At 32.9% G+C, this 18,572-nt stretch carries 15 protein-coding genes; 14 read left to right on the top strand and 1 reads right to left on the bottom strand.

The window, feature by feature from the left end:
- Window positions 1–164 precede the first annotated feature (164 nt).
- The 9 genes from BN999_RS17015 to BN999_RS16980 all read left to right on the top strand — a co-directional run bounded on the left by BN999_RS17015 (window position 165) and on the right by BN999_RS16980 (window position 12,682).
- On the top strand, window positions 165–3,350 hold the full coding sequence (locus BN999_RS17015; RefSeq protein WP_096273387.1) for a sigma factor-like helix-turn-helix DNA-binding protein: 3,186 nt from the start codon (window positions 165–167) through the stop codon (window positions 3,348–3,350).
- On the top strand, window positions 3,350–5,464 hold the full coding sequence (locus BN999_RS17010) for a DEAD/DEAH box helicase family protein (protein ID WP_096273385.1): 2,115 nt from the start codon (window positions 3,350–3,352) through the stop codon (window positions 5,462–5,464). Before BN999_RS17015 ends, BN999_RS17010 begins: the two co-directional genes overlap by 1 nt.
- Window positions 5,451–5,624 carry a hypothetical protein gene (locus BN999_RS20775; protein ID WP_176482018.1) on the top strand — a complete coding sequence of 58 codons (174 nt, stop codon included), beginning with the start codon at window positions 5,451–5,453 and terminating at the stop codon, window positions 5,622–5,624. The genes BN999_RS17010 and BN999_RS20775 overlap by 14 nt, the downstream gene beginning before the upstream one ends.
- Window positions 5,621–7,693 (top strand): AAA family ATPase, encoded by a 2,073-nt coding sequence (locus BN999_RS17005; protein WP_096273383.1) that lies wholly within the window; start codon window positions 5,621–5,623, stop codon window positions 7,691–7,693. Before BN999_RS20775 ends, BN999_RS17005 begins: the two co-directional genes overlap by 4 nt.
- The gene (locus BN999_RS17000) at window positions 7,690–8,163 is read left to right on the top strand and encodes a hypothetical protein (protein WP_096273381.1); all 474 of its coding nucleotides are present in this window, start codon (window positions 7,690–7,692) and stop codon (window positions 8,161–8,163) included. The genes BN999_RS17005 and BN999_RS17000 overlap by 4 nt, the downstream gene beginning before the upstream one ends.
- 372 nt (window positions 8,164–8,535) lie before the next feature.
- Window positions 8,536–9,162, top strand: coding sequence for a DNA modification methylase (locus BN999_RS16995; RefSeq protein ID WP_255247513.1), 627 nt, complete (start codon window positions 8,536–8,538; stop codon window positions 9,160–9,162).
- Window positions 9,163–9,416: 254 nt separating this feature from the next.
- Window positions 9,417–10,265 carry a DNA adenine methylase gene (locus tag BN999_RS16990; RefSeq protein WP_096273379.1) on the top strand — a complete coding sequence of 283 codons (849 nt, stop codon included), beginning with the start codon at window positions 9,417–9,419 and terminating at the stop codon, window positions 10,263–10,265.
- Window positions 10,252–11,544, top strand: a complete 1,293-nt coding sequence (locus BN999_RS16985) for a type II restriction enzyme (RefSeq protein WP_096273377.1) — start codon at window positions 10,252–10,254, stop codon at window positions 11,542–11,544. The genes BN999_RS16990 and BN999_RS16985 overlap by 14 nt, the downstream gene beginning before the upstream one ends.
- Window positions 11,545–12,037: 493 nt before the next feature.
- Window positions 12,038–12,682 carry a hypothetical protein gene (locus BN999_RS16980; protein ID WP_096273375.1) on the top strand — a complete coding sequence of 215 codons (645 nt, stop codon included), beginning with the start codon at window positions 12,038–12,040 and terminating at the stop codon, window positions 12,680–12,682.
- Between the two features lie 52 nt (window positions 12,683–12,734).
- On the opposite strand, the gene BN999_RS16975 is transcribed toward BN999_RS16980, so the two are convergent.
- Window positions 12,735–13,655, bottom strand: coding sequence for a glycerophosphodiester phosphodiesterase (locus BN999_RS16975; RefSeq protein WP_096273373.1), 921 nt, complete (start codon window positions 13,653–13,655; stop codon window positions 12,735–12,737).
- 193 nt (window positions 13,656–13,848) lie between these two features.
- Between BN999_RS16975 and BN999_RS16970 the strand changes: the two genes are divergently transcribed.
- From BN999_RS16970 to BN999_RS16950, 5 genes are all read left to right on the top strand, one after another.
- The gene (locus BN999_RS16970; protein ID WP_096273371.1) at window positions 13,849–14,178 is read left to right on the top strand and encodes a hypothetical protein; all 330 of its coding nucleotides are present in this window, start codon (window positions 13,849–13,851) and stop codon (window positions 14,176–14,178) included.
- A gap of 83 nt (window positions 14,179–14,261) precedes the next feature.
- Window positions 14,262–14,633: a VOC family protein gene (locus BN999_RS16965; protein WP_096273369.1), complete on the top strand. Its 372-nt coding sequence runs from the start codon at window positions 14,262–14,264 to the stop codon at window positions 14,631–14,633.
- A 255-nt stretch (window positions 14,634–14,888) separates the two neighbouring features.
- The gene (locus tag BN999_RS16960; RefSeq protein WP_096273367.1) at window positions 14,889–15,332 is read left to right on the top strand and encodes a MarR family winged helix-turn-helix transcriptional regulator; all 444 of its coding nucleotides are present in this window, start codon (window positions 14,889–14,891) and stop codon (window positions 15,330–15,332) included.
- 15 nt (window positions 15,333–15,347) lie between these two features.
- Window positions 15,348–16,082 carry a glucose 1-dehydrogenase gene (locus tag BN999_RS16955; RefSeq protein ID WP_096273365.1) on the top strand — a complete coding sequence of 245 codons (735 nt, stop codon included), beginning with the start codon at window positions 15,348–15,350 and terminating at the stop codon, window positions 16,080–16,082.
- 133 nt (window positions 16,083–16,215) lie between these two features.
- Entirely contained in the window at window positions 16,216–18,474 is a 2,259-nt protein-coding gene (locus BN999_RS16950; RefSeq protein ID WP_096273363.1) for a putative bifunctional diguanylate cyclase/phosphodiesterase, read from the top strand.
- Window positions 18,475–18,572 lie beyond the last annotated feature (98 nt).

Raw genomic sequence — 18,572 nt, 5'->3', positions numbered from 1 at the left:
TTGCTTTTGATAACACATTCTCTTTTACCTCTGGCACATTTAATTGAGTAATTCTATTTTGAGTAGTAATAGATATTAGTTTCTATTTAATCTATAGATCTTTATTCTGTTATTTGTTAAGATCCAAGTATGTGTATCAATATAAAAATGTATGAGGTGAAAGCATGTCTAATGTCATTATCCCCACGTACTTAATGAACAAACTGTTACCAACTAATGGTGGTAATATTATTTCTAAATTAAAAGAAAAATATAATTGGAAAACTTATGCTGACATTAATGAAAATGAACTGAAAAAGGTCTATAATCAAGACTTCGATGTATTTTGGACAGTGATTAAGTATCTATCTTTCCAGGGATTTGAGTTTTCAGGCAGATTATCACGGTATAATTTTTCTAGTAATAATGGAAACGGATATATACTTTTTTTACAAAAAGAAGAACACAATTCTAGATTAGACTTTGATTATAAGTATGCCTTTTTGAAAATACAATTGGCTCCTAATGGAATTCATGAGAAGTATGACCTTCATCTCGTGCCAATAGAACATATTTTAAATGAGTATATGAATTTTGAAAAAGCTACTGAATTCTTTTCCAAAGAAGGATTTTCTGTTATTAAAACTGATTCTATTAATCTCGATAATGAGTTTAGTGTTCAATCAAACAACAAAGAAGTAAAGAAGTCAACTGAAAAAAATCTAGTTTTCCAAGTGGGAAATTTCAGTTATTCAGTACCATGCAAAAGTACTAACATTTCTTTGTCAAGTGGAATTATACCTGCGTCAAAAGTTCTAAGCACATTAATTAAGAGGGGTTACAAAAGAGTTATTGATTTACCTAGTGACTTAAGCTTTTTGTTAACGGTACCCCAAGTGGGTCAAAGGTCAGTAGAAAAATTCTTTCTAACGCTTGGTAGTAAACCAAAAGAAACAACTCAACTAACTAGTAATAAGAATTACTCTACTTCTACCATCACTGAAAAAGGAGGATTTTTGTATCTAGGTGAATTTATTCCATTCAAAGATATATGGATGCAAATTCCTATAATGAAAGACTATTTTGGTCAAGATGTCCTAAAGTTATTCTTCGAAAGAGGTATAAAAGTACTCGGCGATCTTCCATATGAAATTGAAGAGTTCTTTCGTTCAAATGGATATAAAAAAATAGCAAGACGTGAATTAAGCACTAAGATATACAACCATCTACCTATTCAAGGTTTACAGGAACTTTTGTCTCGTTCTTTAAACCAGTTTATCATTAACAACAAACCACCATTCCTAGAACAAAGAGATTGGGAAATAGTTTTTCATAGACTAGAAGAAAGTACGTTAGAGGAGATAGGAGAAAAATATAATGTGACTCGTGAGAGAGTTAGACAAATTGTCAGAAAAAGTTTAGATAAAATGTTCAAAAGATATCAGAAATATTTTGATTATCTAGAACAGGAGATAAAAGACTATGTTTTTATTAATATCTACGACCTTTTTAAAGGTAAAGATAAAAATATAATAAAACTAATGCGGTCATTAGTAAATGTGTATTCCATGCCATTTTATGTTTACGATGATTATTTATCCTTATATGGTCGCGATGAATTCCTTCAAAAACTTAAAAGTTTTAAGTCTGATATCACAAATGACAAAAAAGAAACTCATCTATATTCTCGTGAGGAGATTGAAAAATATGTCGTAAATTTCCTTACTATAAATTCTGTTAGCGACAAAGATTTAAATTCAAACAAATTTGAAGTCGTAACAAACCAATTAATATGTGAATCGTTTGAATCAACTAACCAGTCCAATCTTTATACCTATAAGCAAAAATTCTCAAAAGCTCGTATGTGCCAAATAGTTTTTGAAGAAGAATTCGCTGATGGCTTGGATATATATAAAAAACAAGATTTATTTATTAAAAAGTTATTAGAGTACTTCCCAGAGGAATTTAAAAACGATTCAGCTAGATCTATTATTGCTAACTTAACTCGTGATGAGAATAAAATAGTACTTTGGAGATTAGGTTTCTTTAAACATATCTCAGCAGTTCACCCAGACGTTAACACTAATACACTTTCTCCAATCAAAGAATGGCTGCAGTCTCAACTTTCCGATAAAATTAAGCAAATTAACACAAATATAGCATTTAGCAAATTTGAAGATGAGCTAAAGAGACTAGAGATTGATACAGAACACGCATTGTTTTCTTTACTTAAGATACATTTTCCCGATGCATTTAATTACAGTCGCTCCCCGACTTTGGTTACAACAGGACAAGAGAGATTAGAAAAGAAAAAAGTCTTAGAAAAATATGTGAAAAATAACAATGGTTATATTTCAAATGAAGATCTTACAAATTATTTTATTAATACTATCGGTTGGACAAAAACTATGTTTGAACAAAACATATCAGCTTCAGAGGTATTATTAAAAACATCAAATGGCCTTGTTCACATTGATTGTCTAAATATTGAGAAAGAAGAACTCGAAGGAATATTCTTGTATGCAAAGAAGAAGATGAATCATCTACAAAATAGCTATTCTATTGAAACGATTTTCGAAGAACGAAAGTCCACATTACTACAAATGAATATCAAAGATAGTAGAGTCTTATACCATTTACTTGAGAAATATTATACTGAGGAATTTGACTTTTATCGCTTTCCACATATTCATCCTGTTGGAAAGTATAAAACGGAACAACTCTCTGTTGTAGGGCAGTTTGAAACATTCTTTTTAGAAAACGAAGATTATTTTCTACGTGATGAGCTTTATGAGGAATTTGTTCAAGAACGTGGCTGGGCAATGTCAACATATTATATGGCCTATTCTAAGAATAAAGAAGTAATTCTAGAGGTATTTCCAGAAGAGTTTGCACATGTAAATTTAATCGAATGGAATAAAGAAAAGAAAACCCTTCTAATAGAAGTTTTAGAGAATTTCTTGCATAATTCAAATAAACCTTTTATCCATATAGAACGAGACATAATTAATAATGATATCTTAATTGAGCAATTCCCGAGTATTAATCCGACATTTGAGTGGAATTACACATTGTTAATTTCAATCTTACAAACTACTAATAACTTTATTCTATTGGGGACGAAAAAGGCAGGAATCTTATCAAAGGATAATTCATTCGGTATTAAAAATGAACAGGATTTTATTTCTTATTTATTGAAAAATAAATATGATGGATATGTAAAAGTGTCAGAGCTGCAAAAATACTTGTATTCTATCGATATGTGTGGTAATTCTTCAATCCCAAATTATTATTTAAAATCCGATGATAGAAAATTAGATTATCAATTAACAAAAGATGAAGTAATACTAAAAGAATTGATGGTGAGATAATGACTTTTCGTTCACTAGATTTAAAGTATATTTATGATAATGAAAATGATAACATTTTCGAGGATTTATTTAATCCTTTACTTTCAAATTCAATCTCTTATAAAAGAGGCGTTGGATACTTCACGTCTTCATGGCTTGAAATGTGTATGGATGGCTTATTAAAAATGGCCGAAGAGCAAGGGAAAATCATCCTTGTCACTTCCCCTCATTTAAGTGAAATGGATTGGGACGCTTTCAGGCTTGGAACCGAAGCAAAAAAAAACAATATTGTTTATCAAACATTAGCTAAACAAGTAGAGAATTTAAGATTAAATATGACAAGTGCAAAACTTACCATATTAGCCTGGCTCATTGCTGATGGATTACTTGAAATTAAGATTGCTGTTCCGAAGAATAACCGTGGAGATTTTCATGATAAATTTGCAATATTTGAGGATAGTAACGGAGATAAGGTTGCCCTTCATGGATCATTAAATGATTCTGAGAAAGCAAGCTACAATGGTGAGGGGGTTTCCATATTTCGCTCTTGGATACCTGGTCAAGAGGGATTTGTAGAAGGGCATGAAACTAGGTTTGACAAATCGTTTATTCAGAATTCAAGTTTTTATCATGTTTATGACCTTCCTGAAGCAATTCAAATAGATATTGTTAAGCTGAAGGATAATAAACCTAGGCCATATAAACTTCCTGTACCAATTAAAAAGCTACAATTTAAACTCCCTAAGCATATTACTTTGCATGAGTTCCAATCACAAGCTATTGATAACTGGTTTGCAAATGATGGCAAAGGATTATTTGAAATGGCAACTGGAACAGGAAAAACTATCACTTCTCTCGCTGCAGCGTCAAAGTTTGCGAATGAACAAAATAGCAGTTTTATTCTAATCACTGTCCCATTTAACCACTTAATTGAACAATGGGAAGAAGAGGTTCGAATGTTTGGTTTTAATCCATTAGTCCGTAAAGATACAACTTCCACGTGGATTTCGCAATTACGCACCAAAATATTTGATATTAATAAAGGATTAAGAACTAACTTATGTATTATAACTACTCATGATACAGGTGCTTCTGAAGAGTTTTTAAAACTAATGGAAACTGTAAAAGCACCATTTCTATATATTGCCGATGAATCACATTACTTAGGAGCAAGAAAGCTTAGTCGCTTACTACATCCAAATTTCGACTATAGAATTGGTCTTTCTGCTACACCTGATAGATGGTTTGATGAGGATGGAAGTAGTAAATTAAGAAATTATTTTGATAAAACTGTTATAGATCTTCCCATTACTGAAGCCGTTGAAAAGGGATTTCTTACTCCCTATCGTTTTTATCCTAAAACAGTGACACTAACTGATACGGAATATGAGCAATTTCAATCTTTTACCCAAAAAATAATTAATGTGCAAAATGATAAGAACCTTTCAATTTCTGAGCGTAGGGAAAAAGTTCATCAGTTATTGATTTTACGATCTAGAGTTGTAAATAAAGCAGAAGAAAAAATGACTCTACTTGAAACACTCTTAAAAGAAAAAATAGAACGTGTTGGACTAAGTAATATTCAACACACACTAGTATACAGTCCCTTTGGTAAAACAAATGAGGTTGTAAAAATGCTCGCTAATTTGGGAATTCGTGCACATGAATTTATATACACAGTCTCAAATCAAAAGAAAATGGAACTTCTAGAGCAATTTGGAAATGGTAATATACAAATACTCGTTGCTATGAAATGTTTGGATGAGGGTGTAAATATTCCAGCTACGAAAGAAGCTTACTTTTTATCTAGTACAACAAACCCTCGTGAATTTGTTCAACGCCGTGGTCGTATTTTACGTAAGTATAAAAACAAGAAAGAAGCTATCATTTATGACTTTTATGCTGTTCCGCCAACATCAAACTGGGGGGAAGATGCAGGAGCTGGTTTATTAAAAAGAGAGATTCCAAGATTTGCTGAGTTTGCAGAAGGAGCATTAAATAAATTTGAATCTCGAGAAGTTATATTACCAATCCTTGGCGCTTATAATCTTCGCCATATTATTGATTTAAAACCTTGGGATGCCTATCGTATGATGCAAAATGAAGAAGGAAGTGACCAAAATGGAGAACTTTAAAATTAATGACAAAATCATAAAAAAAATAGAAAACTATGATGAAGAAGTACAAAACATTCTTAAAAAAGGAATCTTATACACAGAAAGAGCACAATTAACACGTGTAAAAAACCGTATTTCACGTGACATTGAGAAAATGGCGAAGGAGAGCATGAAATGAGACTTAGAAAGATTGTCATGCAAAACTTTAAACAATATTACGGAGAGCAAACTATCGAATTTTCTGGTGTAAATGAAGATGACAAATCTAACGTTACTGTAGTCTATGGTGAAAATGGTCGAGGGAAGACCACTCTTTATCGTTCAATGTTATTTGGTTTTTATGGCGACCGTTATCTAGAACAAGATGAATTTGAGGATAATAAAGATTCGGTAATTTATTTGGCAAATTTAAAAGCGATTGATGAAGCCGCTGAACGTGGAAAAGGAATTACAGTAGGAGTTACTATCGACTTTTCCCATAATAATGAACGATATGAAATTAGAAGATATTTCAATGCTATAAAGGATCAAAATGGAGAGATTCATGAAGACCTGCCAAGTGTCAAATTAACAATTATCAAAGATGATGGAAATACCGAATATCATGATGAATCGAAGAACGATGATATTCGTGAAATTATTAATTCAATCTTAGATGAACGTGTAAAAAACTACTTCCTTTTTGATGGTGAGCGTATTGAGTCTTTAACTAAAGCTTCAAAAAAGCAGAAAGAAAATATACGTACAGGAATTAAAAACCTATTAAAAATCGATAATTTATTTCTATTAAAGCAAGCGTTAGAAGAAAGCAAAAGAGACTTAAATAGTGAACTAAAAAAGATTTCAACAGGTGAAATGTTTAAGAACCTCCAAGAAATTGAAGCAGTCGATGAAAAATTGGCCAACATTCAAAACAAAATTGATAGCATAGTGAAAGATTTAAACTTTGCAGAAAGTCAAAAGGCAGAAATTGACCGGAAATTGAAAGAAATTGAAGAACAAAGACCTACTCTTAATAGAATCCTTGACTTAGAAAAAGCAATTGATGCTCTAAAGGAAGAGCATAGTCAGAGTAACCAACAAATGGTCGAATTAACTTCTTCACTTAGTGTACTACTTGCAAAAGACACGGTTGGAGAACTAATAGCTGATTTAGAGGGGCAAAGAATTCGTGGAGAAGTACCTTCTGAAATAAAGACAGAGCTAATTGACAGATTATTAAATGAGATGAGTTGTATTTGCGGCCGAGAGCTAAGTATTGGTTCAAAAGAATATGAGAGTTTACTAAACTGGAAACAAAAATCAAATACTCAGGTTTATGAAAAACATGCAATGAAGTTATTTGGTGACTTAAAAACAACAGCAAGTCATATTATGTACTCCTCAAATTCTATATCTCAAAGCCTTACTAATGCCGCCCAAATTGAAGAGCAGCTAGAAATATATACAAATGATTACGAACGGTTAAAGAAGGATGTTGGGGAAATCTCAGAGCAAGATATGGTTAACGACTTCCAATATCGAGATACTTTAATGAAGGATATAGCAAGAGCTGAACAACAACTAGAGAGTTATGAAGCAGAACGTGACGAGGCTCTCAAATATAAAGAGACACTTGAGAAAAAACAAAAAAGCCTTAAAGTTGAGAATGAATTACAAGCCCAAATTACCCGTCAATTGGAGATCGTTGATAAAAGTCTAACTGCTCTAAATGAAATTATTCAAAGCTTTGAACAAGAGATAAAAGTTGAACTTGAATCTAAAGCAAACGACATCTTCAAGAACCTTATTGATGAAGGTGGATCAACAAACTTAAAAAAAATAATTGTAAAAGACAATTATACTTTAGATGTACTAGATTGGAGTGGTCGTCCATTCCTTGCCAACATATCAGCTGGTCAAAGGCAGATTATTTCTCTATCCTTTATTACTGCATTAGCCGCAGTTGCTGGTGGAACTTCAATGTTGGAAATACCTTTATTTATGGATACCCCATTTGGACGTCTGTCACCAGATCACCGGTATAATCTTGTAAGTCATATCCCGACGATTACTCCACAATGGATATTACTTGTTACTGGTAGTGAATTTAAAGAAGATGAAGAAGCTAAATTTTTAAAAGATACTGGGAAATGGGGGAAATTCTATCTACTGGACGCCATCTCTGAAGGAGTAACGAAAATTGAAGAAGTATCCCCTGAGGATCTATCTAATATAAAGGCAATCGAAAGGAGTAAATCAATATGAGCTTAGGACATCGTATTTACGTTCGAAGGAGATTTATTGATATCTACCGAGAATTAAGAACAGATAAGAAATCGAGCCCTCGTATCTTCACAGAAAACAAAGATTTATTCACTCTTTGCTGTACTATTGGATATAAATCAGGAAATAGAAATGAATTAAAGAATACTGAAATGTTACTATGGTCTGGAACTCTTGATGAGCATCAGGAAACAGTATTAAGATCTATTGCAGTTAAATCATCCGGAGAGCAAAATTTAAATATTCTTGATGATGCTGAGAAAGTTTATAAAATCGCTGAACAATACGCTGACCATGGAATGGAAATACTAATTGAAGAAATCTTTAAGCCTTATATTAAGGAACAAGAAGATGGTACATTAACTATAGTTTATACCGAGAAAGCTGATTTACTAAAGGCAATTATTCATTTTGTTGATAGTTTAAATGAAGATAATAGTCCGTTTGACTAACTGCATCTATAATAGACAGGTATCACTGATACCTGTCTATTATCTTTTAAATATATTAATCCTTTGCACCGTAATTCTCGATGTATAGTAACAATATGAAAATCAATAACTGACTTAAGAGTAAAAATATACTAATATTCGACTATTTAAAATAATATATAAAGAAACATTCTTCACATAAATTATTGATTAATAATACAAAATAGACTACACTATTTTCAACCACTACTAATAGTTACTTCTTAACAGTATAAATTAACCCATCCACCCCCCTTTCACTACTGCATAAGAATAACCTCTATAAACAATAATTATTCATCTTTTCCATTGAGAATTTACATTTACTATATTCATAGAATTAGGAGTGATATTTTGATTAGTATTTTATCTTACCCTAACCGCGGACACTATGGTAATTCAAGTTATCGTGGTAACTGTTCTGGTTATGTTATTAGGGATCTATTATTACACTTTAAACCCAAAAATTTCTTAGAGTGTTTCGCCGGAGGTGGAAGTGGTTATGATGCTGCAATAGAATTAGGTTACACAAACAGTATCCATTTAGATTTAAACAACAGATTTGGCAATTTTAATATATTAGAGGATCCATTACCTGCAGGTGCAGACTTAGTTTTCAGTCATCCCCCATACTGGAATATCATTAAATATTCTGGTAAGAATAATGTATGGGGAAACAAAATACATGAAGATGATATATCACACATACAAGACTATAATGAATTTATAAACAAACTAAATTTTATAAACCAGAAAATATTTAATAGTCTAAGTACATTTGGAAGACATGCTATTTTGATTGGTGATGTACGCAGAAACAGAAAATATTATTCCATTATTAGAGATATGAAGTGGTATGGGGAATTAGAATCTCATTTAATCAAAATCCAGCATAACACTTTAAGTCAGAACAAAAAATACGCTACCGATAATTTTATCCCAATTGCCCATGAGCACCTACTTATTTTTAAAAAACTTTAAACCACCACACTCAATTATAAATAAGAACAAGACAGGTATAAACTTTTAACACTCAATATTTGCCCCACTATCTTTTCTTCTATAAAATATAATCAACAGCTATAAAAAATAAATGTTCTATAAACTTTTATATTAATAAATGGGTAGCATTTTCACTTGCAATCTATAAAAGCGAACGTATGTGTGTTATTCTATAATAGAAACAATTATCATTAGTATCATCAAAGTTATACTAATCTAGAAAGGTGTAAGTCATGTCAAAAAATACTATATTAAGTCCTGTACTAAAATGGGTCGGAGGTAAAAGACAACTACTTCACGAGATCATTCCACTAATTCCTCTAAATGCTTCTACCTATGTGGAACCATTCGTTGGTGGAGGAGCAGTTCTATTTGAATATCAGCCAAATAAAGCAATTATAAATGATTTTAATGAAGAATTAATTAATGTATATAATGTAATAAAGGATTCACCAGATGAATTAGTAGAGTTACTTATAACTCATAAAGAAAATAATAACCAAGAATATTTCTATGAGATTAGAGCACTTGATAGACAGGAAAATTATATAGACAATCTATCTAATGTTGAACGTGCAGCAAGGATAATTTATCTAAATAAGACTTGTTACAATGGCCTCTTTAGAGTTAATTCAGCTGGACAATTTAACACACCTTTTGGAAAATATAAAAATCCTAATATAGTTAATAGGCCCGTTATCTATGCCATGTCAAATTATTTTAATGAAAAGAACATTAAAATAATGAACACCGATTATAAGGGAGCATTAAAAAATTTAAGAAAAGGTGCGTTTGTTTATTTTGATCCACCTTATTTACCTGTTTCTACATCTTCTTCTTTTACAGGGTACACGGAAAATGGTTTTACACTGGAACAGCAAATAGAATTAAAAGAACAATGTGATAATTTAAATAGACGGGGGATAAAATTTCTACTATCCAATTCTGATCATCCAATAATTAGAGATTTATATAAAGATTATAATATAAAGACTATAAAAGCAAAACGGGCTATTAACAGTAAAGCTAATAAGCGTGGAGAAATAAACGAGGTGTTAGTTTACAATTATGAACATATCTAGTAATGAAGCTTGGAAGAAAATCTTCGACAAGTACGATATTGTTAATAAAGTGAAAGAAGATGGACAATATAAGATTCTATCAAAACAAATTAAAGAATTCCGTGAACCAAGATTAATGTCAAAATGGGATAGTTCCGAATCACTTCCTAGTATATTGGAAAAAAGCAAAATTAATATTCTTCCTGACAGTAGAAGTTCATATGTATTGGGCAACTTCCAATTATATGAAAAGGTTCCAGCCTTGACAGAACATGTTACTAAAATGCAAAAAGTGGAAATCCCTGACTTTGAAACAATTGATGTAAATAATATTTCTTCAGAGTCAAATGCAATTAATCTTCTAGTTATTTCTAATGTACTAGATGATTTTCTAGAGGTGGATCAAAATGTGCAAACCTTTAATGGTCGGATGGGAACTGGTGAGTTTAGCTTCGTTGTAAACACAAGACGAGGTAAGGAAAATGTCTTTGTAAAAAATGCACAGTGTGAAATAGACGGTGGCTTCGAAAATGAAGAGTCAGTAGTAATTTTAGAAGCAAAAAATGTTGTTTATCCAGACTTCCATATTAGACAATTATATTATCCATATCGTTTATGGCAGAAGCGTGTAAAGAAACCAATTCGACTAGTTTTTTCTGTCTATTCGAATATGATTTATAGACTATTTGAATATGAATTTCAATCATTAGAAGACTATTCATCGATTCAACTTGTAAAAGAAAGGAACTACTCACTGCAAGATACTGAAATAAATAATGAAGAATTGTTAGAAGTATATCACAAGACTAATGTCAAAACTGACGATAATATGAACAACACTGATATTCCTTTCGTACAAGCTGACTCATTTGAAAGGGTTATATCGTTGTTAGAACATCTTTATGAAAATTGTATGACTACTGATGACATCGCAGAATTGATGCAGTTTAAAGACAGACAATCTTATTATTATTTTAATGCTGGTAAGTACTTAAGATTATTTGAAAAAACAAATGATGAAAATACTGGTAAAGTCGTTGCCCAATTGACTAGCTTAGGAGAAAGAATCTATAAATTAAATTATAAAGCCCGACAGTTGAGCCTTGTGAAGTTAATTTTAGAACACAAAATATTTCATGAATTTTTTATTGACATTTATAATAACGGTGAATTTCCATCAAAGGAAATTGTGAAAAGTAAAATGAGAGAATATAATGTTTGTGGCGAATCACAAATCGATAGACGATCAGGAAGTGTATTAAGTTGGTTAAAATGGATATTTACTCTATCTAAAGTCTAATCTTCAACGTATTAATTAACTTACCTTTGCAGAGTATTATTCTTTTCAAAACGAAGTAACTGCCCCAACCAAGAAAAAATACATCTTATTAACAACATATTGGTCAACTGCTCTTTATGCAGTTTGTAAAAAGGGTACTTAGTAGAGCAAATACTAAGTACCTATTCTTATTATAATAAATAGATATTAATCAATATACTGTCAATTGGCAGTAGGATTATCTTCAAACAACCATATTATTAATAAGAAATCCACAATTACCTTTCTTTAGACATATGCTCTATCACCTTTCCTACCCTTATTCCCCTTCATGTTTATCACTCCCTACTTTCTCTAGAATCAAGTTATTTCTACCATAATCCAAACCCTATATTTCTTCTTTAAAACAGAATGAATTTAATGGCCCACCAAGCAAAAAATGGAAATTATCCTATGATAGGTTTATAATCTATGAGAATTACCTAAAACATCAATGAAAGGTATGATCTAACAAATGAAGAAGCTAACAAAGATACTTTATATGAATGTTGCACTATTAATCCTAGTGGGGTTACTTGCAGGCTGTGGAGATAATAAAAATGACTCAACATCTAATTCTACACAAGACAATTCTGTCCAAGAGTCAACCGATGAAAATACTACCGAAACAGATGAGAGCAATTCTTCTAGTGAGGAAGAAAAATCTGAAAGCACCACCGAAGATTTAGAAGAACAAGATACAGAATCTTCCTCATCTGAAAATAGTACAGAAAAAGATGCACTGTCCCAATATTCTTCACAAGAAATTGAATATGCTCGTGTGTGGTTACAGCTTGGTCCTAATCAAGAGTTGGATGAATTGAATGTCCTACATATTCCAGCTGGTACACCACTTAATCCTGATGATGAAACCAGTCTGACTTATCCAGAAGATGTTATCCAGTTAGCAGGCAGTCGCTTAGTGGATGGTTCCGTAACATATAGTGGGAATGGCGATGGCACGATAAATGTGTACAATGTCCCATTGCGTTGGGATGGTCAATACCCTGCCGGTGAAGAATTTTACCAAGAGTTGATTGATAATACCGAGTTAGTGGCAATTGATACAGGTGATGATGAACAGGTCATAAAACTAATCAAACTACTAAAAATCCAATAATTTTACGCTATAAAAATAGGAGGAAGGTTTTCCATATAACCTTCCTCCCTGTTTATTTCTCTAATAACTCGATTAACAAATCCGGCCGATCTGTCATAATTCCATCAGCCCCTAATTCGATTAGTTCCTTCATCGTCTCGGGATCATTAATTGTCCAATAATGGACATCCATCCCTCTATTATGTGCACCTCGAATTAGCTTACCATCGACAAGGTTAATATTACTATCCTCCGTTGGGATTTGGAGTGCATGGACATTTTGTCTATACAAGCTATTTAAGAACAACTTATGAAACACGACAAACTTAGTGATTTCATCCCTTCCACCACTGACAAGTGCTTTTCCATCGGATGCTTCCAGTACCATATCAATAATAGAGTGATCAAACGCTGCAATAATAACATTTTCTTCTAAGTCATATTCCTGAATTAACTCCCACAATTTCTCACTCATTTCTTGATATAACTCAGGGTCATTGGAGTCCTTAATTTCAATGGTATACAGCATATCTGAATCATTAATGGCCGAGAATATTTCATCTACAGTTGGAATATATACCCCTTGACCACGGTAACTGTATTCTCCATTTAAATCTTTGAAATTCACTCCTGCATCTAATGCTTGAACCTCTTCCAATGTCAAATCATTCACTTTACCGGTACCATTGGTCGTCCAATCAACAGTCGGGTCATGAATCGATACGAGATAGCCATCCTTTGTCATATGAATATCGAATTCCAGAACATCAACACCTAATTCATAAGCATTAGTGAAAGCAGCTAAAGTATTGGAAGGTGCTAGATGGTTTCCCCCACCATGTGCAATAACTAGTGGTCTCTCCCGGTCAAACTTATGTAAATCTGTATTTTCGGTAACTGGGAATAAGAAAATGATAAGCCAAATAAGAGCAATAACACCGAAAATTAAGCCAATAATCCGCCATACTTTCTTTCTTTTTTCCTGTTTAGACATTCCATTACCTCCTTTCTATATCTAGTTTATTATATCAAATGTCACGATAATACAGGCTTGTACTTAAAACCTGTTAAACCATTTTCCAATCTTTGCTATAATTATTAAATATAAAACCTGTACATAAATAGATTTTGGCACAGACTATTATCAACGAATGGACAGCCATCAAGAACACAGGGAGGAAATCAACATGCAAGAATCAATCCCACTTACCACCTGGAAAGCCCTAGTAGAAAACAAAACCAAGAAAAAAATCCTCATCAAGATGATTTGGAATGACCAGGAGAAAATCACACTACTTATCACACCAAATATGAAAATAAACTCCTTTATCTATGATGAAATAGAAGGCTACTTATTTTATGATGTAGTAGGAAACCTGATTGACTATGCCATCCCAAGTATTTTAACAGAGAGAGTATTAGTAGATGGACAAGTTAAATTGCCTAATGAAGAAAAAATAATCATTAATGGAGTGCCGCTAACACGGAAAGATATAGAATTTCTTCGTGGGCAGTAGTTTTTTAGAATTATTGAATAAAATTATATGAATATTTGCTATAATGATAACTAGTACATAATCAAATAACCAAGGAGGAAATTATGAACCTAGGAGCATTTTCTATCAGTCTAACTGTCAAAGACATTAACAAATCAAAAGAGTTCTACGAAGCACTTGGATTCGAAACACTAGGTGGAAACATCGAACAAAATTGGCTTATCTTAAAAAATGGTGATACCGTAATCGGATTATTCCAAGGAATGTTTGAGCAGAACATACTAACGTTTAATCCTGGTTGGAACCAAAATGCTGAGAATCTGGATTCTTTCACAGATGTTCGCGACATCCAGAAAGAGCTTAAAGCAAAAGGAATCGAATTGAAAACGGAAGCTGATGAGTCAACGGAAGGTCCTGCACATTTCACATTGGAAGATCCGGATGGTAATCAGATCCTTTTTGATCAGCATCGGTAAATACTGTCTGCAACACTCATTTTTATAAACAAAAAGAAGTAACCGTCCCTATAACTCGGGTGAGCGGCTACTTCTTTTTTTGTTATTCACATATACCCATCACTCATGTAAATTAACCAATTAAGAATCAATACTCTACCCAAAAATATAGTTTAGTGTTAAACTATATTCGAAAGTAGTTTAGCATTAAACTAAATTTGTCACTAAGTACATTCTGGTCATGCTGACTTTAAATAATTCAATTGGAGGTCGAATGTGGAACAAGCCAATATATTTAAATTAATTCATGCAATCGAAAAGATGAATAATCATAATATTATTCAGTTTACAAAGCAATATCCCTATCCATTAGGAATATCGCCAATTCTCGTTTTAAGTGAATTACGACAAAAAGGTCCGCAAAAACAAGTAGAATTGGCTGAGACACTTGGATATACCAAGGGAGCCATGACAAATATTGCAAACAAGTTAGTAAATTTAGAGTTTGTAGATCGTTTAGATGTTAAACAAGATAAACGTGCTAATCAATTATCCATCACCGCAACTGGAGAAAAGGCATTAGTAGAGGCACAAGAGATTGGAAAAGAAATGTTTGTAGATCTTTTTCAAGTACTGACGGAAGAAGAGATTAATCAATATCTCTCCATCCAAGAAAAGTTACTACAAGGCATTGAGGATAGAATTCAAAAAAGCAATTAGATGGGAGATTTTTACATGAAACGATTAGATGGGAAAGTTGTAATTATTACTGGTGGAGCACGTGGAATGGGCGCATCCCATGCTCGATTATTCGTTAAAGAAGGCGCTAAAGTAATGATCGCGGATATTCTGGAGGAAGACGGCCAAGCATTAGCAAAAGAACTTGGTGATCATGCCAAATTTGTAAAACTAGATGTGACTAAAGGAGAAAATTGGGCAGAAGTAATCACATTAACAGAAAATCAATTTGGACCAGTAAATGTCCTGGTTAATAATGCTGGTATTAGTATGAATAAATCTATCGAGGAAACTACCGAGGAAGAATATCGTAGAATTCTGGATATTAATCAAGTTTCCGTATTCTTAGGGATAAAAGCTGTGATCCCTTCTATGAAAAAAGCAGATGGTGGATCTATTGTAAATATTTCTTCTATCAATGGACTTGTTGGTGGAGCTATTGGGTACACAGATACGAAATTTGCTGTTCGTGGCATGACAAAAGCTGCTGCACTTGGTCTAGCACATTACGGTATTCGTGTGAACTCAGTACACCCAGGTGTCATTGAAACACCGATGATTGTACAAGAAGATTCCAAAGAAACAATCAAGGAATTTGCCAAATATATTCCAAATGGTCGCGTTGCTAAACCAGAAGAAGTATCGAATTTAGTACTGTATCTTGCATCAGACGAATCAAGCTATAGCACTGGAGCTGAATTTGTCGTGGATGGTGGAATAACCGCCAGATAACTAGTGTTAGGAAGATGGTAGTGAGGGATTTCCCCCACTACCTTTTTTTATTTTGGAATGTGTAATGGTATAGTCACACTCTTTTCATAAATACTAATCGTGTAGACTTTTTAATGAGAGTAGTGAACCAGTAATGAACAAACAAAAACGAAATGCAATCCTATTTATTATCTTATACCTCGCAGCCTTTTATGGTTGGTTATGGTTCTATGCAGATCATACATGGATGCGAATATTTGGTGCATCACTCTTTCCAATAATCGGTGGCGCTGTATCAATTTATTGGTTATTCAGACCCATTCGCATTCTATCAACTGACCATAGAATATTTATTATCTTATTAAGTACAGGGATATTTCTGCCTCTCTTGTCCAATTTGCTTTGGTTGTTCAACCTACTAGTCAATGGAGAAACTGGATATCCAGATCTATCATTTGTTCTATGGTTAGCAGGTTATGTATTTCTCTTACTTACTCTAATTTATAAGTTAAAGTTACTATACCACTCACTGTCTATGGGTCCGTTTCTATTTAATATTTTAATATTTATGATAGCCGCTATATCCATTAGTTATCACTATTTAATTAACCCAATAATTGAACTATCTAATGAACATGAAACTCTTGTGGCCGTTTATATTTCATATCCTATTCTCGATATAGGAATTGCATTTTTAGCCATCAATATTTTTTATATGACTCGATATACAAAGGAGTATAAGGCATTCCTTTACCTTTCACTCGGTTTCTTGGTTCAAATCATAACCGATACGATTTACATTCATTCGCTCATCAATCACCAATATGAAAATGGCAGTATGATTGATCCTCTCTGGACGTTGGCCATCCTATTACTAGGCTACACTAATTTCCAAGTCGAAATTTTTTCAGAGGATATTAAATGGATATCTAATTCCTACCCCAAGCATAGTGACAACGGCTTATTACTAAATCTTAGTGTTATCTTCCTTGCTTTTCTTGTCATGCAAAGTACAGGTTGGAATTGGAATGCCTTAGTGCTTGGTCTAGTCTTATCCATTATCTTCATCGTCATTAGACAAATATTAATGATAAAACAGCAGCGCGAGCTTGTACATGACCTTTGGTATCATGCTTATCATGATAAACTCACCGGGTTACTGAACCGTGCTAGTTATCAACAAGATATTAAAAATTTAATTAATTTTGCAAACGAAAATCAGAAAAAGTTTGCAATTATGCTCTTGGATTTTGACCGATTTAAAAATATTAATGATACACTCGGACATGGAATTGGTGATCAGCTATTACAGGAATGTTCCATCAGACTGAAAGAATCTATTCCAATTAATGGTCGAGTATACCGTGTCGGTGGGGATGAATTTATCATTATTCTCCAGGATGCTACAGAGAATTATTGTAAACACATTGCAGAAATGATTCTTGATACATTTTCAAAAGCCTTAACAGTAAGTATATATCAAATTTCCATTACCCCAAGTATAGGGATAAGCCTATACCCAGAAAATGGTTCTACTAGTGAAACATTATTAAAAAATGCGGATACATCGATGTATCTAGCGAAAAGTAAGGGAAGAAACCAATATGAAGTGTTTAGTCCCGAATTAAATAATCAGATGGCTAGAAAAATGCAGATTGAGAATGACCTAAGTCTAGCTATAACTAATAATGAACTCCTCTTGCATTACCAACCAAAAGTGCATTTACAATCTAGAAAAATAATCGGTACGGAAGCTTTATTACGTTGGAAACATTCAACATTGGGAGTACTAGCACCAGACGAATTTATTCCGTTAGCAGAAGAAACTGGAGAGATAGTCTCCATTGGTAATTGGGTTTTGTATAATGCTTGTAAGCAGTTGAAACAGTGGCAAGAATATGGTCATGATGATTTATTAATGTGTATCAATGTTTCCGTACGGCAGTTTCAACATAAGGATTTTCTCAACAATGTTAAAAAAATCATCGAACAGACGGGGGTAAATCCCGCTAGCATTGAATTTGAAATTACAGAAAGTATTATGCAAAATATTGTAGACACTACAAGAATTCTTAATGAATTACGAAAAATGGGCGTACAGTCGGCGATCGATGACTTTGGAACAGGCTATTCGTCCCTTTCTGTATTAAAAGATTTACCTATTTTTGCAATCAAGATTGATCGATCATTTATTATAGACCTTACAGAAAAAGATATTGCAATGGTCAAAACCATCATGAATATAGGGTTCAATCTAAATTTGGCTGTAATAGTCGAAGGAATTGAAAATGAAAAACAACTAACCACACTACTCGAAATCAGTAATCAGGATATCATTGGACAAGGATACTTATTTAGCAGACCAGTTCCAGCAGTTGAATTAGAGAAGATTTTACTTAGAGGGGAAATATAGTAGAGCCATGGGGACAGGTTCGCACTCAGTCATCTATTCTAACTGTAGTATCACTAAGGTACAGGAACGAAATGCATGCCCGTTTACTAGACCTAAAT

Source organism: Paucisalibacillus globulus (assembly GCF_900184735.1).
Classification (GTDB): domain Bacteria; phylum Bacillota; class Bacilli; order Bacillales; family Amphibacillaceae; genus Ornithinibacillus; species Ornithinibacillus globulus_B.
The sequence above is the reverse complement of the archived record's forward strand: the minus strand, read 5'-3'. Positions and strand labels throughout refer to the sequence as shown.